The sequence below is a fragment of the Leclercia sp. W17 genome (assembly GCF_003336325.1).
Classification (GTDB): domain Bacteria; phylum Pseudomonadota; class Gammaproteobacteria; order Enterobacterales; family Enterobacteriaceae; genus Enterobacter.
On record NZ_CP031101.1, the window covers coordinates 751,119 to 776,940 of the forward strand.

23 protein-coding genes and 1 tRNA gene are annotated in these 25,822 nt (G+C 49.8%); 7 read left to right on the forward strand and 17 right to left on the reverse strand.

All coding sequences use genetic code 11. The features are described from left to right. Window positions 1-65: 65 nt before the first annotated feature. The 4 genes from DVA44_RS03755 to DVA44_RS03770 all read right to left on the reverse strand — a co-directional run bounded on the left by DVA44_RS03755 (window position 66) and on the right by DVA44_RS03770 (window position 5,414). Window positions 66-872: an endonuclease/exonuclease/phosphatase family protein gene (locus tag DVA44_RS03755; protein WP_045332110.1), complete on the reverse strand. Its 807-nt coding sequence runs from the start codon at window positions 870-872 to the stop codon at window positions 66-68. Between the two features lie 86 nt (window positions 873-958). Continuing rightward, complete coding sequence (locus DVA44_RS03760; RefSeq protein WP_045332109.1) at window positions 959-2,587, reverse strand: PTS transporter subunit IIBC; 1,629 nt, start codon at window positions 2,585-2,587, stop codon at window positions 959-961. 59 nt (window positions 2,588-2,646) lie between these two features. Continuing rightward, a complete protein-coding gene (locus DVA44_RS03765) occupies window positions 2,647-4,380 on the reverse strand; it encodes an alpha-glucosidase (RefSeq protein ID WP_114385764.1) in 1,734 nt (577 codons plus the stop codon). Window positions 4,381-4,448: 68 nt separating this feature from the next. Then, window positions 4,449-5,414: a LacI family DNA-binding transcriptional regulator gene (locus tag DVA44_RS03770; protein ID WP_045332106.1), complete on the reverse strand. Its 966-nt coding sequence runs from the start codon at window positions 5,412-5,414 to the stop codon at window positions 4,449-4,451. 269 nt (window positions 5,415-5,683) lie between these two features. Here DVA44_RS03770 and DVA44_RS03775 point away from each other — a divergent pair, with 269 nt between their 5' ends. After that, window positions 5,684-6,664 carry an IS5-like element ISKpn26 family transposase gene (locus DVA44_RS03775; protein WP_000019450.1) on the forward strand — a complete coding sequence of 327 codons (981 nt, stop codon included), beginning with the start codon at window positions 5,684-5,686 and terminating at the stop codon, window positions 6,662-6,664. Then, window positions 6,646-6,891 (forward strand): hypothetical protein, encoded by a 246-nt coding sequence (locus DVA44_RS26195; protein WP_326929774.1) that lies wholly within the window; start codon window positions 6,646-6,648, stop codon window positions 6,889-6,891. Before DVA44_RS03775 ends, DVA44_RS26195 begins: the two co-directional genes overlap by 19 nt. A gap of 450 nt (window positions 6,892-7,341) precedes the next feature. Here the strand turns inward: DVA44_RS26195 and DVA44_RS03785 are convergent, their stop codons facing one another. The 3 genes from DVA44_RS03785 to DVA44_RS03795 all read right to left on the reverse strand — a co-directional run bounded on the left by DVA44_RS03785 (window position 7,342) and on the right by DVA44_RS03795 (window position 10,976). After that, the gene (locus tag DVA44_RS03785; protein ID WP_168194448.1) at window positions 7,342-9,711 is read right to left on the reverse strand and encodes a TOPRIM and DUF927 domain-containing protein; all 2,370 of its coding nucleotides are present in this window, start codon (window positions 9,709-9,711) and stop codon (window positions 7,342-7,344) included. Between the two features lie 77 nt (window positions 9,712-9,788). Next, the gene (locus DVA44_RS03790) at window positions 9,789-10,034 is read right to left on the reverse strand and encodes a hypothetical protein (protein ID WP_114385767.1); all 246 of its coding nucleotides are present in this window, start codon (window positions 10,032-10,034) and stop codon (window positions 9,789-9,791) included. Between the two features lie 144 nt (window positions 10,035-10,178). Beyond that, window positions 10,179-10,976, reverse strand: coding sequence for a hypothetical protein (locus tag DVA44_RS03795; RefSeq protein ID WP_114385768.1), 798 nt, complete (start codon window positions 10,974-10,976; stop codon window positions 10,179-10,181). A gap of 291 nt (window positions 10,977-11,267) precedes the next feature. On the opposite strand from DVA44_RS03795, the gene DVA44_RS03800 reads away from it, so the two are divergent. Beyond that, on the forward strand, window positions 11,268-11,534 hold the full coding sequence (locus tag DVA44_RS03800; protein WP_114385769.1) for a hypothetical protein: 267 nt from the start codon (window positions 11,268-11,270) through the stop codon (window positions 11,532-11,534). Window positions 11,535-11,570: 36 nt separating this feature from the next. Here the strand turns inward: DVA44_RS03800 and DVA44_RS03805 are convergent, their stop codons facing one another. The 3 genes from DVA44_RS03805 to DVA44_RS03815 form a co-directional block, all read right to left on the reverse strand. Then, window positions 11,571-13,223 (reverse strand): site-specific integrase, encoded by a 1,653-nt coding sequence (locus DVA44_RS03805; protein WP_114385770.1) that lies wholly within the window; start codon window positions 13,221-13,223, stop codon window positions 11,571-11,573. A 129-nt stretch (window positions 13,224-13,352) separates the two neighbouring features. Next, window positions 13,353-13,428 (reverse strand) — tRNA-Phe (locus tag DVA44_RS03810). Between the two features lie 95 nt (window positions 13,429-13,523). Beyond that, a complete protein-coding gene (locus DVA44_RS03815) occupies window positions 13,524-14,234 on the reverse strand; it encodes a DUF554 domain-containing protein (protein ID WP_114316811.1) in 711 nt (236 codons plus the stop codon). 398 nt (window positions 14,235-14,632) lie between these two features. Here DVA44_RS03815 and DVA44_RS03820 point away from each other — a divergent pair, with 398 nt between their 5' ends. Continuing rightward, complete coding sequence (locus DVA44_RS03820; protein WP_103822830.1) at window positions 14,633-16,768, forward strand: ornithine decarboxylase; 2,136 nt, start codon at window positions 14,633-14,635, stop codon at window positions 16,766-16,768. A 37-nt stretch (window positions 16,769-16,805) separates the two neighbouring features. Here the strand turns inward: DVA44_RS03820 and DVA44_RS03825 are convergent, their stop codons facing one another. The 4 genes from DVA44_RS03825 to mutY form a co-directional block, all read right to left on the reverse strand. Continuing rightward, a complete protein-coding gene (locus DVA44_RS03825; protein ID WP_114316813.1) occupies window positions 16,806-18,062 on the reverse strand; it encodes a nucleoside permease in 1,257 nt (418 codons plus the stop codon). Window positions 18,063-18,298: 236 nt separating this feature from the next. Beyond that, window positions 18,299-19,378: a membrane-bound lytic murein transglycosylase MltC gene (gene mltC / locus DVA44_RS03830; protein ID WP_114385771.1), complete on the reverse strand. Its 1,080-nt coding sequence runs from the start codon at window positions 19,376-19,378 to the stop codon at window positions 18,299-18,301. Between the two features lie 101 nt (window positions 19,379-19,479). Next, the gene (locus DVA44_RS03835; RefSeq protein WP_103176936.1) at window positions 19,480-19,752 is read right to left on the reverse strand and encodes an oxidative damage protection protein; all 273 of its coding nucleotides are present in this window, start codon (window positions 19,750-19,752) and stop codon (window positions 19,480-19,482) included. 25 nt (window positions 19,753-19,777) lie between these two features. Next, window positions 19,778-20,830: an A/G-specific adenine glycosylase gene (mutY, locus tag DVA44_RS03840; RefSeq protein ID WP_114316814.1), complete on the reverse strand. Its 1,053-nt coding sequence runs from the start codon at window positions 20,828-20,830 to the stop codon at window positions 19,778-19,780. A 144-nt stretch (window positions 20,831-20,974) separates the two neighbouring features. Here mutY and trmB point away from each other — a divergent pair, with 144 nt between their 5' ends. The 3 genes from trmB to DVA44_RS03855 are packed head-to-tail and all read left to right on the forward strand — an operon-like array spanning window position 20,975 to window position 22,792. Continuing rightward, window positions 20,975-21,694 carry a tRNA (guanosine(46)-N7)-methyltransferase TrmB gene (gene trmB, locus DVA44_RS03845; protein ID WP_114316815.1) on the forward strand — a complete coding sequence of 240 codons (720 nt, stop codon included), beginning with the start codon at window positions 20,975-20,977 and terminating at the stop codon, window positions 21,692-21,694. Beyond that, on the forward strand, window positions 21,694-22,020 hold the full coding sequence (locus DVA44_RS03850; RefSeq protein WP_103822825.1) for a YggL family protein: 327 nt from the start codon (window positions 21,694-21,696) through the stop codon (window positions 22,018-22,020). The genes trmB and DVA44_RS03850 overlap by 1 nt, the downstream gene beginning before the upstream one ends. 52 nt (window positions 22,021-22,072) lie before the next feature. Continuing rightward, window positions 22,073-22,792, forward strand: coding sequence for a DUF2884 domain-containing protein (locus tag DVA44_RS03855; protein ID WP_103822824.1), 720 nt, complete (start codon window positions 22,073-22,075; stop codon window positions 22,790-22,792). Between the two features lie 43 nt (window positions 22,793-22,835). Here the strand turns inward: DVA44_RS03855 and DVA44_RS03860 are convergent, their stop codons facing one another. From DVA44_RS03860 to DVA44_RS03870, 3 genes are read right to left on the reverse strand one after another with little or no spacing between them, the layout of a single operon-like run. Then, window positions 22,836-24,137 (reverse strand): TRAP transporter large permease, encoded by a 1,302-nt coding sequence (locus tag DVA44_RS03860; RefSeq protein ID WP_114316816.1) that lies wholly within the window; start codon window positions 24,135-24,137, stop codon window positions 22,836-22,838. Then, on the reverse strand, window positions 24,137-24,640 hold the full coding sequence (locus DVA44_RS03865; protein ID WP_139157078.1) for a TRAP transporter small permease: 504 nt from the start codon (window positions 24,638-24,640) through the stop codon (window positions 24,137-24,139). Before DVA44_RS03865 ends, DVA44_RS03860 begins: the two co-directional genes overlap by 1 nt. 46 nt (window positions 24,641-24,686) lie before the next feature. Then, window positions 24,687-25,676, reverse strand: a complete 990-nt coding sequence (locus tag DVA44_RS03870; protein WP_114385772.1) for a TRAP transporter substrate-binding protein — start codon at window positions 25,674-25,676, stop codon at window positions 24,687-24,689. Between the last annotated feature and the right edge of the window lie 146 nt (window positions 25,677-25,822).

The window sequence follows — 25,822 nt, forward strand, 5'->3', positions numbered from 1 at the left end:
CAGGTATTGCAAAGTCACGTAATTAAAAGTCCAGTATTGCTTAAGGTTTAGTCTATGAATAAACATTAAATAATGTCTACTTCCACCAGAACCCCAAAGTGATCCGATACAACCGGATAAAAATCGTTATTAAAAATCACCTGATGCTGCTTTACCACCATCGGTTGATTACTAAGAACCAAATCAATGCGTAGCGCTTGGCTATTTTGTTCCCAACCGTCAATATTTTTAATTACAGTAGTTCCGGAGTCTTTTATTTCTGCTATTTCATAACAATCTATCAAACCGCACTGTAATACATAATCATAACCTTCATTGCGTATATGGCTTGGGTTGTTGAAATCGCCTAATAGAAAGCTCAACTCTGTTGATAATGTTGCCTTTATTCTGTTGAACTGGTCCTCAAATGAGCTCTCTGAGTCACTCCACCAGCCGCAATGACAATTATAAAGATTGAAATCACCTCGTTGAGAAGTGACCTTAATACGCACTGCTCGCCTATGTTTCCAAAAGTTCACATCATAGTTATCACTTAGGTCAATGACCTCATGCTCGACAATCGGCAGTCGCGTCAAGAATGCCAGTCCCTCTTGATATACGTCATAACTTTGATGAACGAAATCCCATGTAAGTTGGTAGTGATAGCCGTATTCCATGAGTTTTTTCTGTAATAAATATCCATAGTTATCAGCGAGCACGGTGTGATTAGTTAATATATTGGCATCAACAGCCGGGCTATTTTGATGTTGATTCACTTCCTGTAATGCAACGACATCGCACCCTTGCTCGATAATGGCTTGCGCTACCACATCCAACTTTTCTAGTTGTTTCTCTTCTTGCCAACTATGGGTATTTAGCGTCATTAACTTCATTTATTATTCACTTATTCATTGTAGCGAGTTAAACGCAGCTCAAGGCTGCGTTTCTCGAGGTTATTTTATCTAGGGTAGAGAATGAATTACTCAGGTTGTGCTGAAAACTTCTCAACTAATCTAGATTTAATGACATCCACTCCTGGACCATAAATAACTTGTACTCCCTGTTCTTTAATTACAGCACCAAGTGCTCCTGTCGGCTTCCATAATGCATATTCAGCAACCAACTGCGGGTCATTAACTGTAATGCGCAAGCGAGTCATACAAGCATCAATCTCAGCAATATTGGCACGGCCACCTAAATTCTGAATAATAATGTCCATCTTCTCATCTTCTGACATGGATTCTGAACTTTCATCGAGGTAGTTACCCATACGGCCCGGTGTTGGCAATTTAAATTTGACAATGAGCACACGGAATAATCCATAGTTAACACCAAAGAAAACAATAGAAACCAATGCGAAGCGAACCAAATCACCACCGATTCCCGCTGAAACCATCATAGGTATACGAGTGAGTAACTCAATCAAACCAAAGGCATGTATACGTAGGTCCATCACATCGACCAACGCAAATGCAATCCCTGTTAATACCGCATGCGCAACATACAAAACAGGAGCAATAAACATAAACATGAATTCAATAGGCTCTGTCACACCGGTTAATAACACAGCAAGACACGCAGATAAAAACATTGGCTTGTATTGTGCGCGCTTATCACTATCAACACAGTGATACATCGCAAGTCCAATACCAATCAATGAAGACGCTGCGATAATAACTTGGCCCGCTTTAAAACGTGCTGGATGCACCGTATCTAATAGATGTTGGTAAGTTGTCGGATCGCTTAATTTAAGATTATTTAAATCGCTAACCCAAGCTAGCCATAGTGGATCTTGACCATAAACACTTGCCCCCGCATTCACCCCTGTTAAAAGCTCATAAGTACCACCCAACTCGGTGTAATTCATTGGAATAGTTAAAGTGTGGTGTAAACCAAATGGCAGTAATAAGCGCTCTAACGTACCATACAAGAAAGGAGCAGTGATCGGCGCAGTGTCTTTAGAGGTTGCAATCCATTGACCAAAATCATTAAGCGCACCTTGAATTAAAGGCCATACGATTGATAAAGCAAACGCAATAATCATCGAATAGAAAATAACAACAAAAGGTACAAAACGCTTACCGTTGAAAAATGCTAATGCCTGAGGTAAGCGAGCGAAGTCATGATAACGGTTAAATAAGTTGGCACCTAAATAGCCAGACATAATACCGATAAACACACCCATATTTAGAGCAGGAGCACCCAAAATATTAGTGAAGAATTGAGAGACAGGTAGCTCAGAACCAAATAGGCTCATCACAACCGCCTCGGGATCACTGAGCATAGCGTTATCCACGCCTAATATAACCCCAGTGATACGGTTAATTAAGATGAAGGCGATCAGCGCGGCAAATGCTCCTCCTGCACGTTCTTTAGCCCATGATCCACCAATAGCGACAGCAAATAATAGGTGAAGATTAACTATGATCCCCCAGCCTATGTTTTCCATAATAGCGCCTAGTGTTTCAATGGCACCAATACCACCGGCATACATTGCGACAACTTTACCGAGTGATATCATGATACCAGCGGCTGGCATCACCGCGATAACAACGATAAGGGATTTCCCAAATCGTTGCCAAAAATCAAAAGATAGTAACTGACTCATAAATGATTCCTTGGTTTAAATGCAGGGTAGCCTTATCAAGGCCCTGCGATAAATATAATTTAGTGCTTTCTTGCAAATATATACGCAGCATAAGGTGGGGCAATTTGCGTCGCTATAAAATCTGAGCGAACGTGTTCATTGTTGATATTCTGATTATCAAGCATTAACTCGCCTAATTGCATGCGGTCGATATCAACGATGCTCTCTTGTGGACTTAAATTGGTAATAATGGTCCATGTCATATCTTGTGCAACACGTTGATAAGCATAGATATTAGGGTCGTTAGGTAGCAGCAATTGATAGCGGCCAACCACTAAACTTACATTTGACTTACGCAGAGCAATCAGCTGCTTATAGAAACTCAAAATCGAATTTGGATCATTCTGTTGTTGCTCAACATTGATATCTGCGTACTGTTGATTGACGGAGAACCAAGGTTGCACCTCAGAAAAACCGGCAAAATCCTGCGCATTCCATTGCATTGGCAAGCGACTGTGGTCGCGAGATACTTGATTTAACAAGGCTAAGATGTCTGCATCGCTTTGACCTTGTTGAGATAGCTTTTGAATTAAATTTCTAGCAGACACATCATTAAATTCATCAAGAGAAGTAAACTGATGATTTACCATACCAATCTCTTGGCCCTGATAAATAAACGGAGTTCCTTTCATCAAGAAATAACAACTCGCTAACGCGGTAGCACTGGCATACCTAGAGGTAGGGTCGGCAAAAGTATCAATGCTACGAGCTTGATCGTGGTTTTCTAAATAAAGCGCATTCCAGCCTTTACCTTCTAATGCATCTTGCCAACGCGATAAAATGCGTTTGAACTCCACTAGATCTAAAGGCACGTTGCTTTGTTCTTCCGACCATAGCTTCATGTGTTCAAACTGAAAAATCATGTTGAAAACACCGCCTTGATCGTGTTCGGTCGCTTCGGCAACCCAAAGTAATGCATTGTCGGCAGTCACCCCATTAGCCTCACCAACTGTCACTATGTTAAAGGGATCAAACGCCTGCTCTTTTAACTCATGCAGATGTTTTTCAATCCCTGCCACATTCATATGATAATCAAACGAAGAGACATACTTTTCACCCTTTGGATTGGGTAAAGAAGGTAAACCTGGTTGTTTCTGAATATGGCTAATTGCATCCACACGGAAGCCATCAATACCACGCTCCAACCACCAATAAATCATTTTAAATAGTGTTTGTTTAACTTCAGGATTTTCCCAATTCAGATCAGGTTGTTTTTTTGAAAATAGGTGCAAGTAGTACTGTGCAGTTTTTTTATCATATTCCCATGCACTGCCATGAAAAATACTTTCCCAGTTGTTTGGGTCGCAAGTCGGTTTTTCAGCGGTAGGCTCACAACCATCACGCCAAATATACCAATCGCGCTTAGGGCTATTTTTGTTATCTCGAGATTCAATGAACCATGGGTGCTCGTCGCTAGTGTGGTTGATCACTAAATCCATAATAATGCGAATGCCACGTTTATGAGCAGCACTGATTAGTTCATCCACATCCTCAAGGGTTCCAAAGTCAGGATGAATCGCTTGATAGTCACTAATATCGTACCCGTTATCATCATTAGGTGATGCATAGAATGGGCAAATCCATATTAAATCAATGCCCAAATCAGCAAGATAATCGAGCTTAGCAATGATGCCATTGATGTCACCAATACCGTCCTGGTTTGTATCATAAAAACTACGGGGATAAATTTGGTAGGCGGTTGCTTTCTTCCACCACGCGAGTGGTTTTGAGTGCATATTAGGAGCGAGTGTCATCGGTTATACTATATGCGTTATCGTTAACACATATAGTTAAGTAGAACCGATTTGGACTCAACACAATTTCAGAGGAATTGTGAGCTTTCTCTCATCTTTATGTCGAATGTGCCTTCAACAGAACTGAAATCGCGCTTGAGCAATTTTTTGACAGCTTGGTAGCCCACTTGATAGTAGTTAAAAGCGACAGTCGTCAGGCTCGGGACTAACAAATCGCTGTAGTCATAGTCACCCATGCCTACAATCCATACGTTATGACCGATCTTGAGTTGCTGTTCTTTGGCGCGACGATATAAACGAATGGCAATATTATCGGTGGCACAAAAGTAGACATGATTAGGCTGTAATTGAACGGCCTGATAGCCAGCTTTGTCCTCCGAGTTGGCTAGGGCTTGTAGTGATAAATTCAACTCAGGGACGGTGTCGGTAATAGTGGCTTGCATCAACTTAGTGCGGCTAGAAAGCATACGCTCATCATAAATATAATGTACGGCAGCCAGCGGTGCCTGCTGCTGTTTTAACTGAGTGATGGTGTGGGAGACGAGGGCTTTAATCGCTGCATGATCGGGGTAATATAAACAGCAATGGTGGGGGGTATTTTTGCCAATAAATACCACATTGTCTAAGGTTCGATAAAAAGTCTCTTCGACACTGTGCTTTGACGCAATAATAATCGTGCCCAATGCATTTAAGCCGTTAAACTCTCTCACAGCTTGGCATTCTGACTCATGGTTAAACCCTGTGGCATGAAACAGCATTCGTACTTGTGATTCATTGGCAGCAGCCAGCGCCCCTTTAATCACTAAACTGGTCGTATATGACTCAATACGAGGCGCGATGAAACCAATAATATTGGATTGGCTACGAATGGAGCGAGCAAATATATTAGGCGTGTAATGACTCTCTTTGACGATGGCATCAATTTTAAGGCGGTTCTCTTCCGAGACATAACCGCCATTAAAGTAACGCGACACAGTCATTGTTGAAATTCCAAGCTGCCTTGAAATCTCAGCCATGGTCATTTTTTTACTCATTACCTATTTCCTTCAATAATGCACTATTGCCATATCTCCAAGTGACTTCAAGATACAGAATTCAGAGTTGAGTCACTTGGGCATAGTATCCAATATATTGGCTAACAACACAGTAAATAAAACTGGGTGGACGTATGAGTGTTTAATTTTCACTCACAAGATTTAGACCTGAACTCAAGACCAGGGAGCGAGCATACCTTGGGAAGGTGCGAACAAGTTCCTGATATGAGATCATCATATTCATCCGGAGCGCATCCCAGAGGGACATCATGAGCCATCAACTCACCTTCGCCGATAGTGAATTCAGCACTAAGCGCCGTCAGACCCGAAAAGAGATTTTCCTCTCCCGCATGGAGCAGATTCTGCCATGGCAGAATATGACCGCTGTCATCGAGCCGTTTTATCCCAAGGCGGGCAATGGCCGACGGCCCTATCCGCTGGAGACCATGCTGCGTATTCACTGCATGCAGCATTGGTACAACCTGAGCGACGGTGCCATGGAAGATGCCCTGTACGAAATCGCCTCCATGCGCCTGTTTGCCCGATTATCCCTGGATAGCGCCCTGCCGGATCGCACCACCATCATGAATTTCCGCCACCTGCTCGAGCAGCATCAACTGGCCCGTCAATTGTTCAAGACCATCAATCGCTGGCTGGCCGAAGCAGGCGTCATGATGACCCAAGGCACTTTGGTGGATGCCACCATCATTGAGGCACCCAGCTCTACCAAGAACAAAGAGCAGCAACGCGATCCGGAGATGCATCAGACCAAGAAAGGCAATCAGTGGCACTTTGGCATGAAGGCCCACATTGGTGTCGATGCCAAGAGTGGCCTGACCCACAGCCTAGTCACCACCGCGGCCAACGAGCATGACCTCAATCAGCTGGGTAATCTGCTTCATGGAGAGGAGCAATTTGTCTCAGCCGATGCCGGCTACCAAGGAGCGCCACAGCGCGAGGAGCTGGCCGAGGTGGATGTGGACTGGCTGATCGCCGAGCGTCCCGGCAGGGTAAAAACCTTGAAGCAGCATCCGCGCAAGAACAAAACGGCCATCAACATCGAATACATGAAAGCCAGCATCCGTGCCAGGGTGGAGCACCCGTTTCGCATCATCAAGCGGCAGTTCGGCTTCGTGAAAGCCAGATACAAGGGGCTGCTGAAAAACGATAACCAACTGGCGATGTTATTCACCCTGGCCAACCTGTTTCGGGTGGACCAAATGATACGTCAGTGGGAGAGATCTCAGTAAAAACCGGAAATAACGCCAGAAATGGTGGAAAAAATAGCCTAAATAGGCTGATTCGATGTGTTTGCGGGAAAAAAATCGGCCCAGATCCGCGAAATTTTAATCAGCGAGTCAGCTTGGGAAGAAATGACCTGCTTATTCGCACCTTCCCTAGTGGTGTGGTTGCATATGGTAGATGTGACATTTGCATACATCCCGTTACATTTAATCAATGTGTTTTAATAGCATAGACAAAAAAAGCCCTTTGTAGTGGTATAGTGAACTTAGCTACTTCGTCTATTCTGACAACAGAATGGCTGGCGGGATCCCAACTTGATGTTTTTTAACGGTAACAAAAGTAACAGCGTCACACGCCGTCATATCAACGATTTCTCTGTTACCGCCCATGCTGAGCAATCGTAACAAAGTAACAAAGGGGGCAGAGCCCCCAGTGTATTACACGGTGTATTGTGGTTCGTCACTCTGTGCTGGCTCTGTCGTCTCTGGTCCATCCCCCAGAAGCCTCCCCGAAATGACATAGACCTTACGAGTACCCCCGCCGGGTATTCGTCTTGTTATCGCTGCTGTACCAGGAAGAAAATCATTTTCATGCAGCACCTTAGCAACATTTCGGTGGTCTAGTCCTCGGCACAACTCATCCCTGAAAGCGGCAGGGTAAACCCAGAAATCACGCTCGGTTTTTACTCCCATACAGGACAATTTGTTACCTGTCCAAAACGCGAGTCACCCCATGTCAGCAATTGGGCCTTAACGGACTCAATGGCCTGGTTTGATTCATGGGAGCCTTCCCCACGTCCGGCCAGCCAACTATCGAAGCAAGCCTTAACGCCACGGGAAGATTCACCCTCCGGCCATCCGGTGATCTCCCGGGCCAACTCACCAGCAGCAGCCACGAGAGCAAAGCGGTTAGCGGCACGTTTGATCTGACCATCTGCCCCCTCTGGCACATGAGCAAGAAATTCAGCCATCAGACACTTGAGCCTGGCGGTGAATCCAGCCTTATCCGCCGTAAGCAGCCCCAGAAATGCACGGGCAGCCGTACCATAGAAGCTCTTACTGTCACGGTTCAGAGCCTCGGCGAAGCTGGCACCGTCATTGTAACCATGGAGTTCCTCAAACAGCCCCAACCCCTTACCAGCATCTGCCGGAATATCGATAAAACGCACTTCCTGCCCGGCTTTAACCTTCTTACCATGCTGTTCCATCAGGTTCGACAGAGATACCTCACCCGCTGACATGAAGATTAAACGCCACGTTTTAATCGCTGCTGCACCTCCCGTCCGGTTTGCCCGCGCCTTACTCGACCCATTAGCAACCATGTAGACCGTCATAGCCGCCTCAGCCGGGTTTTCATCCGCCATCTGCCCTAACTCATCAATCACCAGCGTCGCATCGTTATGAGCAAAGCAAACACCTTCCAGCCCGTTCGAAGTGGCACGCCACGTTACGAGCTTATCCGGGGCCCCCCAGACAGACTTACAAACCCGAAGACCTGTTGACTTCCCCCGGCTGCTCTCACTACGGATATGAAACCCACCCGATTCAAGTGAACTGTCCAGTTCCAGCAGCGGCCCGGCAAGCCCTGCAGCAACCATCAGAACTAACCGACTGTTGCCGACACACTTAGCTGCAACGCCTTGCTGCCAGTCCTCCAGGCTACCTGACTGCTGATAGCCTGGGGGGGTCCCAGCAAGCGATTGATAAATTACCGTCTCGCTGGATGCACCTATCGCCTCATCAGGAAGCACGTAAACATCACCGAACCAGCCCGTTTGCGATACGCTCCTGGCCCGGTCTACTGGCTGGACAGTATTGATGTAACTCAAAAGGGACCTGGTCTCTGCGGGGTCATATTGCAGCCCACGCGAGATCAACGGCTCAAGTACGACTGAAAGATCTTTAACTAACGCAGCCCTCGGTAATGCAAACTGGTGCGTATGGTTATCCATATCTGCAAACTGAAGGACTAATCCCCAGTCTTCACTCGCCTTATCACGTGACAACGCGACAGGGTAAATAGCAGTACTAACCTTTGTGCTACCGGACTCCCGCTTCTGACACAGCCAGCCATTCAAGAAGAAGAAGCTGGATGGAATTCCCATTCTGGCATGAGCGATAACGGGCCCCAGTTGCCTCTTCAGCTCGTCCATACCCTCCAGTAGCATCAGATCGTTGGCATCAGTGGGTTTACTCGCCTCGTCCTGAAATTCAGGAATGAAAACGGATACCCCCTCAAATGCTTTTGCGACCTTTTCAGCAGCCTCTACCCCTGCGTTTTTCTCCTTATATTTATCGTTATCGGCAACAATGACGATTGGAGCCTTTGTATGTAAGCGAACAGACTCGACAACCGGGTAAATATTCCCGCAGTCGATCGCCATGACGGATGTATATCCCGTGGCATCAAAGCAGGACGCCGTTGTTGCATATCCCTCAGCAATTAAAATGGTGCTGTCATCACCCTGAATAACATGGCAGGCACCTTTCTTTCCGCAATCCTTAAAGAAATATTTGGTTCCATCAGGAAAAATACGCTGAGCATTAACAAACGCTCCTCCGTAATAATGAATAGGAATGATTAACTCATTGCCATCCATTAAAAGGCCATTACCCGACACTTGCTTCTTTAACAAATAAGGATGCTGTGGTGATGCTTGCGGTAGTAATTTAAGATGATTAGCTAGTTCAATACGGTTTTCAATAAATAGACTATCTTTTTCCTGTATCCGTTTTTCCTTTAGCATTTTCAGCTCATTAATCTTTCCCTGCTGTTCTTCTGGTATTAATGAATGCAGGCTATGACTATTCCATATTGCCTCACCCAACCCCTCATGAAAGCTATTAATGTATATCCTGTGAATCTTACCTTCTTCATCACCATATATATTGAAATAACCGCTGGTCTCGTTTGGTTTATCAGATGCATCCTTAAATCTGGGGTGGTCGGTATCGACTGCCTTTAATTCAGCATCCTCTGCGGCAATACCATGATCTATTCCTAACTGTAATGCTCCGATTAGTGCATTTTCGTTATGCTCTTCAATATTCATATTGACTCCCCGCATGACTTTCGCAAGGGGGATTTGACGTTCCCCCTTGCGGGTGAAGTCAATGCGATATTGTATAGTTAATTGCAGGTCAGTTCGAAATGCTCAAAGCTTCCGTAAGGGCTCATCACAAGGCGCATGGTACAGTACCCACTTCTAGAGAAAAACTGATAGTTGTCATGTTCTTCACTGTAAATCACATGCCCGTCCTCAACATGGATGATATCCTTGAGTAATACATAAACGTATTCGCACTTTTCCTCGATGGAAGTGATCTTATTAAATGCACCAACTTTCTCTAAGAAATTCATTTTGTTACTTAGCATATTGATCCCCTCATTGTGGCAGCAGGAAGGCCCCGCAACTCGAACGAAATCTTATTGAAGTTTTCTATGTGATGTCTATCGAAGAGAGGTGGCATATAGCCGTAACGGTAAAATGCCATCAGAAAAAACTTGACATACATAATTTCATTTAGAGTGCTTCAATACATCCTTAATCCATTGAATACTCTGTATTCTAAGATCTCGCCCAGATTTGTTTTTATTTGTTGTTTCCTTCAACTCCCATTGTGAATACTTCCAGTACTTTTTAAGTAGTTCATTGTTGTGACTTAAAAAATCACAATGCCTTTCATAACCAAAGAGTCCACCTTCCATCAGTGCCACTTCGATATATCTATCGATTTTCTTTTTATCTGCATTTTTAAATTCAAAAATATTTTCCAACTCGTCAGAAAGCATTCCATTAAAGACTTTGTCTGGATGAGTTATTTGAAGACTACTGTACATCCGTTCGGAAAACCTCATTCTGAATAATATATACCGTCCTATCTCTGCATCTTTTTTATGTTTTATCTCATCACCATCGCTCTTTCTTAAATGAAATGCTTTTTGTATGTTACTCCCTTTCTTATTAACAGTCTCTTTGAGTCGCGAAGATAAATACTTTTTCATGTCCTTATTTAACTCCCACTCATCATTATCTAAAAACATGGCGATTATAGAGAGGACCTCAAGAGCAGACTCTAAGGGTACGTACTTACCAGTCCTAGATTCACATTTTTTCAGCAAAGGTGATATATAACTGAAGAAAATTGGCTCTGCATCGAATGGAGGTTCAACCGGTACTGAACTAAATTCTTCATCCATCACCGCAAATTTTTTATAATTAATCTGTTTTAAGGCGGTCTCGAATCTCTCTTCAAAATATTTCCGTTTATCTTCATCAGCATCGGGCGGTAGATAAACATCGTTTTCATCACTCATAGAACCCCCTTAAAAAATAGAGATAATAGCCTGCCATAATATTTATTCAGCGGTAGGAAGGAACCTTAGCATCGAACCTACAAAAAGTCTCTGATTTGCTCATAGTAATATCGCTCGATATACCATCAGCCATTTCGAAAAAAGATACAGAATTTCTGGTACTGATACAAGGAAGGACTTCCCCTGAGGGGCTGGTGCTGAATATTCAGCCTTCCAGCTAAACTATTAAAGTAAGATCTCTATGAGGACTTTAGGAAAATAGGCTAAGAATTGGCACTAACAGGAAAAGCTATGAATTTACTCAATCTGATCATTGATCGTCCGAAACACTTCGGCAAAGACCATAGCTGTGCGGTTGACATTGAACTGGACAGCCTTCCTGCTATGGTTACCCGTGCTATGACCCGGCACATCCCTGATTTAATCTACCGGAACCAGCTATCCCATTACCAGGCAGATTTCATCATGCGTGAACTGATCCGTATCCTCGACGGGCAACCCGTTAAGGCTACCGTCACCGACCACTCCCAGCGTAAAACGCAGGTTTATCACTTCTGATTCTCCGGGCAGGGATGCCCGGATTGTCACGAACGGTTAAGTGCTCCGCTGAAGGTTCAGCCTCGGGATTTGCTCGATGGCGCGACGTTGGGCTACCACACTCTTCTCCCCGTAGCCGTGACTGGCTTTCGCTCTGTCGGGTGAGTTTTCGTTATGCCCGAGGATGCTGTCCTGAATTTCCTCACGTACATCCAGATCGCGGAACAGGGTAACGAGAGAGTGGCGGAAGCTGTGGGTAGGCTTGATGCCTTCCCGCGTCAGGCCGTTCTCACGAATGTAATTGCCCCACCAGCGGCCATAGTTGTAGGAGTATTTCCGGTTCACTTCCGACTTATCGACAAAGAGCTGATAGGGACTGGACCGCACGAAATCAAGGAAGCCCAGCTCAATCAGGTGGCTGTGTATCGGGAACTGCCGTGTGTTGCCCATCTTGATCGACTGACCTTCACCCATCGCCAGCCTGAAGCAGGGAGTACCGTCTACTTCCACTATGTCACCTTTACGGAGCTGAGCGATTTCTTCAACGCGAGCACCTGAGTAGTACAGGATTATTGGTATCCAGTAAGCCATAGCACCGTGTGGTGTTTCCTCACCGTGGAAGACGGGCAGGGAGAAGATTCGGCGGATTTCATCGCGGCTGAAAGACCGCACGATTGCAGGGCCAGCGACGGTCTTACGTTTCTTCAGTTTGCCGAGCGGGTTATCGGTGAGCTTGCCGTCCTCTACCGCGACCCGAAAGACTGACGACAGTTCTTTAAGGATATTCTCGACGCGGGTAGGGCTGATTTTTTCCCCTTCGGCGTCTACCTGTTTGTGCAGCGGCAGTACTCGTACCGCTTTCGACGGCCGGGATGGCAACTTTTCGATCAGATTGCGGAAGTCGGCGATGTCGGCAACGGTGATGTCCTCAGCGGCCTTCTTACCGATAAATTCGATGAAGCGATTTGCCGATGTCGTATAGGCGATAATCCGGCTTTCTGCCCGTAGTGGCTCATGGCGTTGAACGTGTTCTTTATAGCGTTCGAAAAGGTCTGCGAAGGTGAGGCTTTTGTGGCTCTCAACAGGTAGTGCATCCAGCCCTTTGCTTTTGGCGTAGAGCCGAGGGCGAATATTCAGGAGATAAGCATTCGTCAGGTCACTGCGTCGTTCAGCCAGTCTCCATGCCAGACGGATTTGCCAGACTGGGGTGAGAACGATGGGTGTATATTCGAGGGCTTCATCCAGCTCTACAACCATCAGTTTACAGATTGATACGTCACGCTCTTCCTGCCATGTCGGTGACTTGTAGCGGGGCTTACGTACGCGGTCTTCCAGCCAATCGTGGATTATCTGGTTTTCCGGCGAGTGGAACAGGCCCGTTTTACCATCTAGCTGATCTTCAACGATGTAACGCTCACGGATAAGTTCATCGTTTTGCATGGTCTTTGAAACCCATACACTGGCAATCAGCTCGATATTCGCGTCAGTCAGCGACTGGTCGGCTTCAAGTTGTTTTTCAGCCAGTTTGAGCGTCATATCTATCTGGATGATTTTTGCGGGCGCACGCTCTCTGGCCTCCTTCACGTCTTTTGTCTCAAGGGTTAGCTTGATTTCACGTTTATTGAGGATGCCTTGCAGATGTTTGGGGACGGCCTTACGGACAAGGTAAACGCCGAAACGGTTCTTTGTTGGCTGTATCATAATGCCCATTTTGTACCACCTTTCTGTACCACCGGGAAGCGGGGCCGGAGGAAATTAAAGAGAGGTAACTACTGGTAAACCAACAAGTTGTTGACTCATAATGCAAAAACCCCCGCCGAAGCGAGGGTTCTAAATGAGTGGTGCCCGGACTCGGAATCGAACCAAGGACACGGGGATTTTCAATCCCCTGCTCTACCGACTGAGCTATCCGGGCAACGGGGCGCATTAAACCCGATCTGCCTTCTGCCGTCAACGAAATTTGTTGATTTCGCTACTGACCGCACACTCTGTCGCCACTTTGCTGCAATATCAGGCAAAAAAAGCTGTCCACAGGGCAGAGAGCGGCATAGCGAGCACCAGCGCAGGCAGCATATTCACTACTGCAAACATTTTGATACCGCAGATCCGCAGCCCTGTCGCCAGCAGCAGCAGGCCGCCGACGGCCGTAAAGTCAGCCATCATCGCCGGGGTGGTCAGTGGGAGTATCAGCGTGGCGCAGGTTGCAAGTGCAAGCTGGATAAGCAGCATCGGCAAGCAAATCGCGGAAACCGCGATACCCAGGGTGGTTGCAAAAATCGTTGCAGTAAAGAAATCCAGGAAGGATTTAGCGATAAGAATGCTGGGGTCGCCGGTCATCCCTTCGTGCATTGCGCCAAAAATCCCCGTGCCGCTGGCGCAAAACAGAATAATGATGGCGACATAGTTCTGGATATAGGCATCGTGACCACCGCCTTTCTGTTTACCCCGTGCGAGCAGATTTTTCGCTTTGCCGACGGCGTCGTTAATTCCTTTTTCCAGATAACAAAACTCGCCGATCAGCGCCCCAAGCAGCGTTGCCAGCACCATTACCGGCAGGTTGGCGCACTTGATGACCAGCAGAATGCCAATCCCCATAGAGGCAAGGCCGAAGATTGAGGGCATGGAGGAGCGAATACGCTCCGGTAATCGCTGGCTAAGCACGGCGCCAAGTACGCCGCCCAACAGCACGGCTCCGGCATTAATGAACGGTCCTGTAACCACTATGAACTCCTGTTATTTAATCATTGATATTGCATTATTATTACTCTTTTCAGTGAGTAATCGCCAAGTTTAATCCCGTTTTCTGCATAATGATTCCTCCTTGCGCCCCCTGGCGAAAGGTGACATTATTGCGCGAATTTTCTCCTCTCAGATACGGGGCCGCCCATGAACAGACTCTCTCTCGCTGCGCGAATGGCTGGCCGTATCGACACAATCTATTCTACGCTCACCATGCGGTGAGGGTAACGCAGGCTCACTGCAGGACAACAGTAAAACCAGACGCGTTCTGTTTTTACTGATGTCTGGCGGTCGGAGCTGAACTCCGGTCAGACACATTCGTTGGGCAGGGGGACTCCCTGTCCGGGGCTTTTTCTCGCCTTGCACGGGTATTTGCGCTTATGAAATCAATGAAAATTGCCGTCAGCCGTGAGCTGGCCTCCGCCTTATCCACGCACCGGGAAGTGGTGACGCTGGATAACACCGATTTTACGGATGTGGCGGCAGTCGTCATTACCGTCGCTGAAAGCCGCAGCGGCATTCTCGCATTGCTGAAACGCACCGGTTTTCATTTACCTGTTTATCTCTTCTCACCAGAGCCGGTAGAAGCGCCTGCGGGTGTCGATGCGGTAATCGACGGCAAGGCACAGGAGTGGTTAGAGCTGGAAGCGGCGGCCTGTCGTTACGAAGAGAACCTGCTGCCGCCGTTTTTCGACACCCTCAGACAGTATGTGGCGATGGACAACAGCACCTTTGCCTGTCCTGGACACCAGCACGGCGCATTCTTTAAGAAGCATCCCGCTGGCCGTCAGTTTTTCGATTTCTTTGGCGAGAACGTCTTTCGTGCCGATATGTGCAACGCCGACGTGAAGCTCGGCGATCTGCTGATCCACGAAGGGTCTGCCAAACATGCGCAAAAGTTCGCGGCGAAAGTCTTCAACGCTGACAAGACTTATTTCGTTCTTAATGGTACTTCTGCCGCCAACAAGGTTGTAACCAACGCGCTGCTGACTCGTGGCGATCTGGTGCTGTTTGACCGCAACAACCATAAGTCCAACCATCATGGTGCGCTGATCCAGGCGGGCGCCACGCCGGTTTACCTTGAAGCGGCGCGTAACCCGTTTGGTTTTATTGGCGGCATTGATGACCGTTGTTTTGACGAGACGTACCTGCGGGAGCTGATCCGCGAAGTAGCGCCGGAAAAAGCCCATGAGGCGCGCCCGTTCCGCCTGGCGGTGATCCAGCTCGGCACCTATGACGGCACTATCTATAATGCCCGTCAGGTGATCGACAAGATTGGCCAACTGTGCGACTACATCCTCTTCGACTCGGCGTGGGTAGGCTACGAACAGTTTATCCCAATGATGGCGGACAGCTCCCCGCTGCTGCTGGATCTCAACGAGAACGATCCGGGGATCTTTGTCACTCAGTCGGTACATAAACAGCAGGCCGGGTTCTCCCAGACCTCTCAGATCCACAAAAAGGATAACCATATCCGCGGTCAGGCGCGTTTCTGCCCGCATAAGCGCCTGAATAATGCCTTTATGCTGCACGCCTCCACCAGCCCGTTCTATCCGCTGTTTGCGGCCCTTGACGTTAACGCCAAAATCCACGAAGGGGAGAGCGGACGGCGGCTGTGGGCCGAATGCGTTGAGATGGGCATCGAAGCGCGCAAGGCGATTATCGCCAACTGCAAGATGATTAAGCCGTTTATCCCGCCGGTGGTGGCCGGGCGTCCGTGGCAGGATCATCCTACCCATGCGATTGCCAGCGAGCTGCGTTTCTTCAGCTTTGAACCGGGGGCGAAATGGCACGGCTTTGAGGGGTATGCCGAAGAGCAGTACTTTGTCGACCCGTGCAAGCTGCTGCTGACCACGCCGGGCATCGATGCGGAAAGTGGGGAGTACACCGACTTTGGCATCCCGGCGACCATTCTGGCGCACTACCTGCGCGAGAAAGGCATTGTTCCGGAGAAGTGCGATCTCAACTCCATTCTCTTCCTGCTCACCCCGGCGGAGAGCGCCGAGAAGATGGCGCAACTGGTGGCGATGCTGGGCCAGTTTGAACAGCATATTGAAGATGACACCCCACTGGCAGATGTCCTGCCAACCATCTGGAACAAATATCCGGTGCGCTACCGCGACTACACGTTGCGTCAGCTTTGCCAGGAGATGCACGATCTGTATGTCAGCTTTGACGTGAAGGATCTGCAAAAGGCGATGTTCCGCAAAGAGAGCCTGCCTACCGTGGCGATGAACCCGCAGGATGCTAACCAGGCCTTTATTCGCGGTGACGTCGAGCTGGTGCGCATCAGCGAAGCCGAAGGGCGTATCGCGGCGGAAGGGGCATTGCCATACCCGCCAGGGGTGCTGTGCGTGGTGCCGGGCGAACTGTGGGGCGGGGCGGTGCAACGTTACTTCCTGGCGCTGGAAGAGGGCGTCAATCTGTTACCCGGTTTTTCTCCGGAACTGCAGGGTGTATACAGCGAAAAGGATGCGGACGGGATTAAGCGTTTGTACGGATATGTTCTGAAGTAAAAAAAATCCCCCTCCGCAGGGAGGGGGAGTTCACAGATTAATGTGCGACGGTCTGTACGCCTGTTGGGGTACGAACATGTTTGTACTTGAACAGCACCATGAATGCGAAGGCCAGTACCAGCGAGTAGCCTGCAAAGATCAGCCACACCGGCTGCCAGTCGGTAATACCGTTGGTGGTATACATTTCTACAACCTTACCGCTCACCACGCCGCCGAGAATACAGCCGAAGCCGTTGGTCATCATCAGGAACATACCCTGGGCGCTGGCGCGGATTTCCGGACGTACCTCTTTCTCGACAAACACGGAGCCGGAGATGTTGAAGAAGTCGAACGCACAGCCGTAGACAATCATCGACAGCACCAGCAGAACGGTACCGAAGGCTGACGGGTCGCCGTAGGCGAACAGACCGAAGCGCAGCATCCACGCGAAGATACTGATCATCATGACGTTCTTGATACCGTAGCGGCTCAGGAAGAACGGGATGGTCAGAATGAACAGCGTTTCGGAGATCTGCGAAATGGACATCATCACCGACGCGTGTTCAACGATAAAGCTCCCGGAGAACATCGGATCGTTATCGAAGCTGTGCAGGAAGGTGTTGCCGAACATGTTGGTGATCTGCAGCTCCGCACCCAGCAGCATGGAGAAGATGAAGAAGATCGCCATGCGTTTGTTTTTAAACAGCGCGAACGCATCCAGGCCAAGCATGGAGCTCCAGCTCTGGTTTTTCTGCTGGTTAGAGACCGGAATGTGCGGCAGGGTCAGGGTGAACAGCACCAGCACGATGGAGAGCGCCGCGCCGATATAGAGCTGCATATGGCTCAGCTCAAAGCCGGAGAAGCTCACCGCCCACATCGCCATAATAAAGCCGATGGTGCCCCAGATACGGATCGGCGGGAAGTCGGTCACGATGTCCAGGCCCGCCGTTTTCAGGCGATAGTAGGAGATGGTGTTCACAAGCCCAAGCGTTGGCATATAGGCCAGCGAGTTAAGCAGGATCACCACAAACATCGCCCCCGGCGTGGTTACGCCCGCGGCCATAAACAGCGTGGCCGCGCCCACCAGGTGGCAGAGGGCGTAAAGCCATTTCGCACTGATCCATTTGTCCGCCACGATCCCGAGCAGGGTCGGCATAAATACCGCGGCAATGCCCAGCGAGCTATAGACCGCGCCGATGGAAGCACCATCGAATTTCAGGGTGACAAACATGTAGGAGCCGAGCGTGGTTAGCCAGCTCCCCCACAGACAGAACTGCAGAAACGACAAGATTTTAAGCTGCAGCTTAAGGTTCATGTTACTTTCCTCACAAGAGAGCGGGCTGTATGTTGGTTTAGAAACATTTGGGTTTTGGATTTGATGCAATTCTATCAGCGAGTGGCGTGATGTTTTGTTACCTCCCGCAAAAAAATGCAATCAACATTAATTTGCAGTTTGGATTGTGATGCAAATAACAATTTCTTATGGGGAAGGCGGGCGGGGAGCGACGGAATCTTTACCCTCCCCACGACGGAGAGGGTAAAAAAGTCACACTACTTTCTACGATAGCTCTTCTGAGCCGTATTGACCTTGTAGAGGTAGCGGCGGGACTCTGCGGAAGGGTGACGGCTGGTGAGGGTCTGGTAAACATCCCCCGGTGACATATTGTTGATGATGTTTGCCGCCTGGATTTTATCGTTGGAGAAGACCCGCAGCACGCTGCCTGCGCCGCCGTTGTAGGCGGTGATCACCGCATAGCGGCGTGAGGTCGGGTTATCAATGCCGCTCAGGTAAACGTTATTCAGCATCGCCAGATAGGCGGTGCCGGTGTCGATATTGCTGGCAGGATCAAACAGGTAACTGCGGCTTGGCATACCCGATCTTCCCTGCGAGCGGAACACATCTTTCCCGGCGCTGTGCTGCACAACCTGCATCAGGCCCAGGGCGTCGGAACGGCTCACCGCGTACGGGTTAAACGACGATTCAGTCTGCATAATTGCCAGGATCAGCGACTCATCGACACCATATTTACGCGATGCCTGACGGACCATCCCGACATATTTGTGCGCACGTTTATCGAGGTGGTTCGGCACCAGGTTAATGGTCACGCTGTAGATAACACGCAGGCCATTGCTGCGGCTTTTCAGGCGCGTCTGCAACAGGTAGTTAGCAAAATTATTAGCACGGCCTTCCCAGCGAATGGACTGGCCGGTTTGATCCACCACCTGGCCATAGAGGAACGGCTCTTTGGAGATGGTGATGTCGTCGGCATCGGAGTAAAGGTCGATAGAGCCCGGATCGTCACCCATCAGCAGGGTTTTCACGATCGCCTCGCGCAAACGCGCCGCAGGATCGGTTCCGGCGATGGTCTCAACGGTAATAGTACCTTCGTCAAAGTTGATGTGGCTGCGGGTCTGGTAAGCGTCGGTATACTTAACGTAGTCCTTTGGTCCTGCGATCAGAACCTCGTTAAATCCCCAGATATTTTCGATGTTATGGGCGAATTGCCCCATCAGAATGTCAAAACCGTTGGTGTCCTTTACCCAGGCTTCGTTATAGCTATCGCCTTTCTTACTGGAGGAACACGAAACAAGTAACGGTGCAACAAGAGCAAGCGCTAAAAATTTTTTCATCATTCCAGGAGTGCGTGTTGTGTTTGTTCTGGGGCTCTTTTCGCCGGGGGCGCTACGCTTACCCGGCCTACAAACCGTAGACCAGGTAAGGCTGCACGATATTATTTTTCTGGTGGCGTATAGCCTTCGATGTGAACGTCTTTGCCTTCAAACAGGAAATTGACCATCTCCTCTTCAAGCTGCTTGCGGTGTTCAACGTTCATCATGTTGAGCTTGCGCTCGTTAATCAGCATGGTTTGCTTGTGTTGCCACTGCGCCCACGCCTCTTTTGAAATTTCGTTATAGATGCGCTTACCCAGATCGCCCGGATAGAGCTGGAAGTCCTGGCCTTCTGCTTCACGCTGCAGGAAGGTGCAAAAAATTGTTCTGGCCATACTGATTCCTCTTTGTCGCCCGGAGCTAAACCGTTGCTCCGACACGTAATTGCTGTAACAGGCGCTCTACGGGAGCCGCGAGCCCCACTGACGGCGGTTGCGCTAAGTTATACCAGAGAGCGGTGCCTTCATCCATGCACGCCGTGAATGAGGACACGGGAAGCCACATTGGAACAATATCCAGATGGAAGTGGCTGAAGGTATGGCGAAACGCGTTGAGCTGCACAAGAGTATCGGCAGGGATGCCGCGTTGCGCCAGCCAGTCGCGAAGACGCTCCTCATCCTCAAACTGCGGGAAGCAGAACAGACCGCCCCATAAACCGCTTGGCGGACGCTGGGCGAGCCAGACGGTCTCCTCGTGCTGCATCAGCAGGAAATAGCCGGTACGCTCTGGTAAGGTCTGCTTCGGCTTTTTACCGGGATATTGCGCCCACGACTGGTTAGCATAGGCGACGCACAGATTATTCAGCGGGCAGAGCTCGCATTTGGGCTTCGAGCGGGTACAGACCATCGCGCCCAGATCCATCATCGCCTGGTTAAAGCGTTCAACGCCGTGAGCGGGAGTGACCGCTTCACTGATCTCCCACAGGCGCTTCTCCACCTCTTTTTTGCCCGGCCAGCCACCGACGGCGTAGCAGCGCGCCAGCACGCGCTTCACGTTGCCGTCGAGAATCGGGAAGTGTTTACCCAGCGAGAGAGAAAGGATGGCCCCGGCGGTGGAGCGCCCCACGCCCGGCAGGGCGGCCACTTCATCGAAGGTTTCCGGGAAGGTGCCGCCGTGCAGCGACACCACCTGCTGGGCGGCTTTATGCAGATTGCGGGCGCGGGCGTAGTAGCCGAGCCCGGTCCACAGATGCAGCACTTCATCCAGCGGGGCGTTAGCCAGATCGGTCACCGTCGGAAAACGCGCCATAAAGCGTTCAAAGTAAGGGATAACCGTCGCGACCTGCGTTTGTTGCAACATCACCTCTGAGAGCCATACTTTGTACGGTGTTTTTTCAATTTGCCAGGGGAGGGTTTTACGCCCGTATTTGTCGTACCAGTCCAGCACCTGGGCTGAAAATTGAGAGGCTTGCATGGTCTTCGCTTTGCGGTATCAGGGAGGCAGATTGCAGCACAGAGGCATGCGGCTGTAAACCGGATCTTTCCCAAGCTTGCATCCGGTCATTAACTTTGGATAATGCCCGTTTCCCGAACATTCTCACAAGCAGACTACTCTTTTATGAAAAACGACGTCATATCACCGGAATTTGATGAAAACGGCCGCCCGCTGCGCCGTATTCGCAGCTTTGTCCGCCGCCAGGGGCGCCTGACCAAAGGGCAGCAGCACGCGCTGGATAACTACTGGCCGGTGATGGGCGTTGAGTTCACCGAACAGCCGCTCGACTTTGTGGCGCTGTTTGGCCGCGACGCACCGGTCACACTGGAGATCGGTTTCGGCATGGGCGCTTCGCTGGTGACTATGGCAAAAGCGCGCCCGGAGCAGAACTTCCTCGGCATTGAAGTCCACTCCCCAGGTGTCGGTGCCTGTCTGGCGACCGCCCACGAAGAGGGTGTCGAGAACCTGCGCGTGATGTGTCACGACGCGGTAGAAGTGCTGCACAAGATGATTCCTGACAATTCTCTGAGCATGGTTCAGCTCTTTTTCCCTGACCCGTGGCACAAAGCACGTCATAATAAACGCCGTATCGTTCAGGCGCCGTTTGCTGAACTTCTCAGAAGCAAACTGAAGCTGGGTGGTGTTTTCCATATGGCAACCGACTGGGAACAGTATGCGGAACATATGCTGGAAGTGATGTCGGCGCTGGACGGGTATAAAAACCAGTCTGCGAGCAATGACTATGTACCGCGTCCTGAATCGCGTCCGGTAACCAAATTTGAACAGCGTGGCCATCGTCTTGGTCACGGCGTATGGGACTTAATGTTCGAGAGGGTGAAATAATGGCAAAGAACCGTAGCCGTCGTCTGCGTAAGAAAATGCACATCGAAGAGTTCCAGGAGGTGGGTTTTTCGGTTGCATGGCGTTTCCCGGAAGGCACCAGCGTAGAAAAAATTGATGAAGATGTCGATGCTTTCATCAATGAAGTCATCGAGCCGAACAAGCTGGCGTTTGACGGCAGCGGCTACCTGGCCTGGGAAGGTTTGATCTGCAAACAAGAGATCGGCAAGTGTACCGAAGAAGATCAGGCCATTGTGCGTAAGTGGCTGGAAGACCACAAATTCGAAGAGGTGCGCATCAGCGAACTTTTCGACATTTGGTGGGACTAATAGAGCATCAGGGGCCAGCAATTGCTGGCCCATTTTGTATGAGGGAGAATATATGATGCGCAAAACGCTGCTCGCCGCGGCCTTAATGACCACGGCACTCACCGCTCACGCAGAGTACAAATGTGAAGTCACGCCACGTGACGACGTGATCCTGAGCCCGCAAACCGTGCAGGTAAAAGGTGAGAACGGCAATCTGGTGATCACCCCGGATGGCAACGTCATGTTTAACGGCAAGCAGTACACGCTGAGCGCAGCCCAACGTGAACAGGCAAAAGACTATCAGGCCGATCTGCGCAGCGCGCTGCCGTGGATTGATGAAGGCGCTCTGACCCGCGTCGAAAAAGGCCGTGTCGCGCTGGATAGGATCATCGCTAAAGAGGCAGGGGAGAGCAGCAATATGCGCTCGCGCCTGACAAAGCTGGACGCGCAGTTAAAAGAGCAGATGAACCGCATTATTGAGCATCGCACCGATGGCCTGACGTTCCACTATAAAGCGATCGATCAGGTGCGCGCCGACGGCCAGCAGCTGGTGAACCAGGCGATGGGCGGCATCCTGCAGGACAGCATTAACGAGATGGGCGCCAAAGCGGTACTGAAAGGCGGCGGTAACCCGCTGCAGGGCGTGCTGGGTAGCCTGGGCGGTCTGCAAACCGCCATCCAGAACGAGTGGAAAAACCAGGAAGCGGATTTCAAGGCATTCGGCAAAGACGTGTGTCAGCGCGTTGTCTCGCTGGAAGAGAGCCGCAAGGCGCTGGTGGGCGGGCTGAAGTAACGCTATTGAACCAGCAAAGGGGGACGCCCTTTGCTGGTCTGCATCACATTAAGCCCAGCAGTTCAGGAAGAAACAACGAAATTGCGGGGATGTAGGTAATCAGCATCAGCGCGGTTATCAGGGCTAAGTAGAACGGCAGTAGAGGTTTAATCAACTGCTGGATCTTAACCCCGGAAATAGAGCAGCCGACAAATAATGCGCTGCCCACCGGCGGCGTCAGCAGGCCGATACAGAGATTGGCCACCATCATAATGCCGAAATGCACCGGATCCATCCCCAGCTCCTGAGCAATAGGCAGGAAAATAGGGGTAAAGATCAACACCGCGGGGGTCATATCCATAAAGATCCCGACGATCAGCAGCACGATATTAATCAGCAGCAGAATAACCAACGGATTATCAGAGATCCCCATCAGCGTATCGCTGATCAAATAGGGAATGTCTGCGTTGGTCATTGCCCAGGACATCCCCACGGAAAAGCCGATCAGCAGCAAGACGATGGAGGTCATGACCACCGACTCCAGAATCAGCCTGGGTAACTCCCGCCACTTCACCTCCCGGTAAATCAGCACCGACAGAATAAAGGTGTAAACCACGGCGATGGCCGATGCCTCCGTGGCAGTAAAGATACCGCCCAGAATGCCGCCCATAACGATGATGACCAGCAGCAGGCTTGGCATCGCGTCAAAAAAGGCCTTGATCGCCTGGGCGCGGGTGGGGAGCTCAGTGAGTGGATAAGCGCGGCGTTTAGCAATGACGGCGCAGACGATCATAATCGCCAGCCCCATCAGAAGACCCGGCAGGTAGCCCGCCATAAACAGTGAGGCTATCGAGACGCCGCCCGCGGTAAGGGAGAAGACGATCAGCACGTTGGAAGGGGGAATGAGCAGGCCCGTGATGCAGGATGTAACGTTTACCGCCGTGGTGAAGGTGGGGTCGTAACCCTGCTTTGTCTGGATGGGGTGAAGCGTTCCGCCAACGGCGGCCGCGGCGGCTACTGCGGAACCAGATATGGAGCCAAACATCATATTCGCCATCACGTTCACGTGACCGAGCGAGCCGGGAACCCGGCCAACCATCACCTGGGCCAGATTAATCAACCGTATGGCGATCCCGCCGCTGTTCATTAGCGTGCCCGCAAAGATAAAAAACGGGATCGCCAGCAGCGAAAAATTATCCAGGCCGTTCGCCAGACGTTGGGACACCGTGACGACGGCGATCTCCCAAGGGAACATCAGCAGCATGGAAGCCACCGTAGCGATACCAATCGAAAAAGAGATCGGGACGCCAATGAAAACCAACACAAAAAAGCTGCCAAACAGCGTGAGCGCTACTGCGTTTTCCATTATAACGCCTCCACGTTTGCGGTTTTCAGCGCCAGCAGGCTCTGGCACATAAAATTCAGGGCATAAAACATGATCACCAGGCCGCTCAGCGGAAGGATAAGGTAGACGTAACCCATGGGGATCTGCATGACCGCAGAAACCTGGGCCGTCTCAAGGGTTTTACCGATAAGCCGGATGCCTCCCGTCACGATGACCAGCCCGGCAAAAACAAAGATCATCAGGTTGACCAGCAGGCTCAACAGCGCCTGCTTAGGCCGACTCAGGGAGAGGGCGAGAAGGTCGATAGAGAGGTGTCGCTGAGCTCCCACGCTGTAAGCCGCACCGAGCAACCCCACACAGATCATTAAGAAGCGTGCCAGCTCATCGGTCAGGGTGCTGGGTTGGTTAAGGACGTAGCGACTCACAACCTGCCACACCACACAGATAACCAGCGCGATCATCACCAGCACGCAAAAAGCGGCAATGACGCGGTCTACCGCAGCCTTAAGGCGGTTAAATATCATGGTGAATATCCCGTTGAAAAAGGGCCTGATCCGGCCCTTAGAAAAATTATTGCGGTACCGCGTTTTCAAACTTTGCTAACAGGGCAGCTTGTTTGGGATCTTTTTTGAAATCATCAAACAGCGGCTGAACCGCGGCGCGGAAGGGGGCTTTATCAACTTTGATAATCTCACCACCCATCGCTTTCGCCTGGGCGCGGGTTTGCGCATCAATCTCATCCCACAGTTTTTGCTGATAAACCTGCGAGTTGCTGGCGGCGGTTGCCAGGATCTGCTGCTGCGCCGGGGTCAGAGCGTCCCAGGTTTTGGTGGCGATAACCAGAAAGTCCGGTATTGAGGCGTGTTCATCCTCAGAAAAGACCTTCGCGATTTCAATGTGGCGAGTTTGCACCCATGACGGCACATTATTTTCTGCCCCATCAACCACCCCTTGCTGCATGGCGGTATAGACTTCGCCGAAGGAGACGGGCGTTGGCGAGCCACCCATAAGTTCAATCATTTTTATCGTGGTGGGGCTTGGCTGAACGCGAATTTTAAGCCCTTTCAGATCGTCTGGTTTAGTAATGGGCTTTTTAGCATAAAAGCTACGGGTGCCAGCAACGTAAGCAGATAACGCAAAAAAGCCTCTCTCTTTGGTCGACGCCATAATTTCTTTGCCGATGTCGCCAAATACGACGGTATTAAAGTGGGCCTGATCGCGAAATAAGAAAGGTAAATTATAGATGGCATAAATATTATCAAAGGATTCCAAATCACTGGCTGAGCCTTTTGTCATATCCAGCGCGCCATTTTGTAAAAGCTCCATGGTTTCGCGGGCATTGCCCATTTGGCTGCTGGGATAGATCCGTATGGTCATGGTGCCATCAGAGAGCGTTTTAACATCTTTCGCCATGGCTTCGAACGCCCGGTGGACAACGTGGCTACGTTCGAGGTTATGCGCCAGTTTCAGGGGGACTTTGTCCGCTGCGCTGGCAGCAGTAGCGAATAACGTAATTGAAAGTGCCGATAATAATAAACGTAAATACGAACGAGTTTTCATTATTAAGCTCCATGCTAAAAGGTCGTTATCACTAATTCCATTACGCGTTACTTTTATTTGTATGACAGATTAACAAAGTTGTCGTACATGTGTCGCAATAGTAATCGTAATTTCCGCGTGGAGTAGGGGTTTATTATTAAAATGTG

Bases quoted from the DNA above. Each gene is read 5' to 3' on its own strand.
- DVA44_RS03755 (WP_045332110.1), bottom strand. From the start codon at position 872: ATGAAGTTAATGACGCTAAATACCCATAGTTGGCAAGAAGAGAAACAA.
- DVA44_RS03760 (WP_045332109.1), bottom strand. From the start codon at position 2,587: ATGAGTCAGTTACTATCTTTTGATTTTTGGCAACGATTTGGGAAATCC.
- DVA44_RS03765 (WP_114385764.1), bottom strand. From the start codon at position 4,380: ATGACACTCGCTCCTAATATGCACTCAAAACCACTCGCGTGGTGGAAG.
- DVA44_RS03770 (WP_045332106.1), bottom strand. From the start codon at position 5,414: ATGAGTAAAAAAATGACCATGGCTGAGATTTCAAGGCAGCTTGGAATT.
- DVA44_RS03775 (WP_000019450.1), top strand. From the start codon at position 5,684: ATGAGCCATCAACTCACCTTCGCCGATAGTGAATTCAGCACTAAGCGC.
- DVA44_RS03785 (WP_168194448.1), bottom strand. From the start codon at position 9,711: ATGAATATTGAAGAGCATAACGAAAATGCACTAATCGGAGCATTACAG.
- DVA44_RS03790 (WP_114385767.1), bottom strand. From the start codon at position 10,034: ATGCTAAGTAACAAAATGAATTTCTTAGAGAAAGTTGGTGCATTTAAT.
- DVA44_RS03795 (WP_114385768.1), bottom strand. From the start codon at position 10,976: ATGAGTGATGAAAACGATGTTTATCTACCGCCCGATGCTGATGAAGAT.
- DVA44_RS03800 (WP_114385769.1), top strand. From the start codon at position 11,268: ATGAATTTACTCAATCTGATCATTGATCGTCCGAAACACTTCGGCAAA.
- DVA44_RS03805 (WP_114385770.1), bottom strand. From the start codon at position 13,223: ATGGGCATTATGATACAGCCAACAAAGAACCGTTTCGGCGTTTACCTT.
- DVA44_RS03820 (WP_103822830.1), top strand. From the start codon at position 14,633: ATGAAATCAATGAAAATTGCCGTCAGCCGTGAGCTGGCCTCCGCCTTA.
- DVA44_RS03825 (WP_114316813.1), bottom strand. From the start codon at position 18,062: ATGAACCTTAAGCTGCAGCTTAAAATCTTGTCGTTTCTGCAGTTCTGT.
- mltC (WP_114385771.1), bottom strand. From the start codon at position 19,378: ATGAAAAAATTTTTAGCGCTTGCTCTTGTTGCACCGTTACTTGTTTCG.
- DVA44_RS03835 (WP_103176936.1), bottom strand. From the start codon at position 19,752: ATGGCCAGAACAATTTTTTGCACCTTCCTGCAGCGTGAAGCAGAAGGC.
- mutY (WP_114316814.1), bottom strand. From the start codon at position 20,830: ATGCAAGCCTCTCAATTTTCAGCCCAGGTGCTGGACTGGTACGACAAA.
- trmB (WP_114316815.1), top strand. From the start codon at position 20,975: ATGAAAAACGACGTCATATCACCGGAATTTGATGAAAACGGCCGCCCG.
- DVA44_RS03850 (WP_103822825.1), top strand. From the start codon at position 21,694: ATGGCAAAGAACCGTAGCCGTCGTCTGCGTAAGAAAATGCACATCGAA.
- DVA44_RS03855 (WP_103822824.1), top strand. From the start codon at position 22,073: ATGATGCGCAAAACGCTGCTCGCCGCGGCCTTAATGACCACGGCACTC.
- DVA44_RS03860 (WP_114316816.1), bottom strand. From the start codon at position 24,137: ATGGAAAACGCAGTAGCGCTCACGCTGTTTGGCAGCTTTTTTGTGTTG.
- DVA44_RS03865 (WP_139157078.1), bottom strand. From the start codon at position 24,640: ATGATATTTAACCGCCTTAAGGCTGCGGTAGACCGCGTCATTGCCGCT.
- DVA44_RS03870 (WP_114385772.1), bottom strand. From the start codon at position 25,676: ATGAAAACTCGTTCGTATTTACGTTTATTATTATCGGCACTTTCAATT.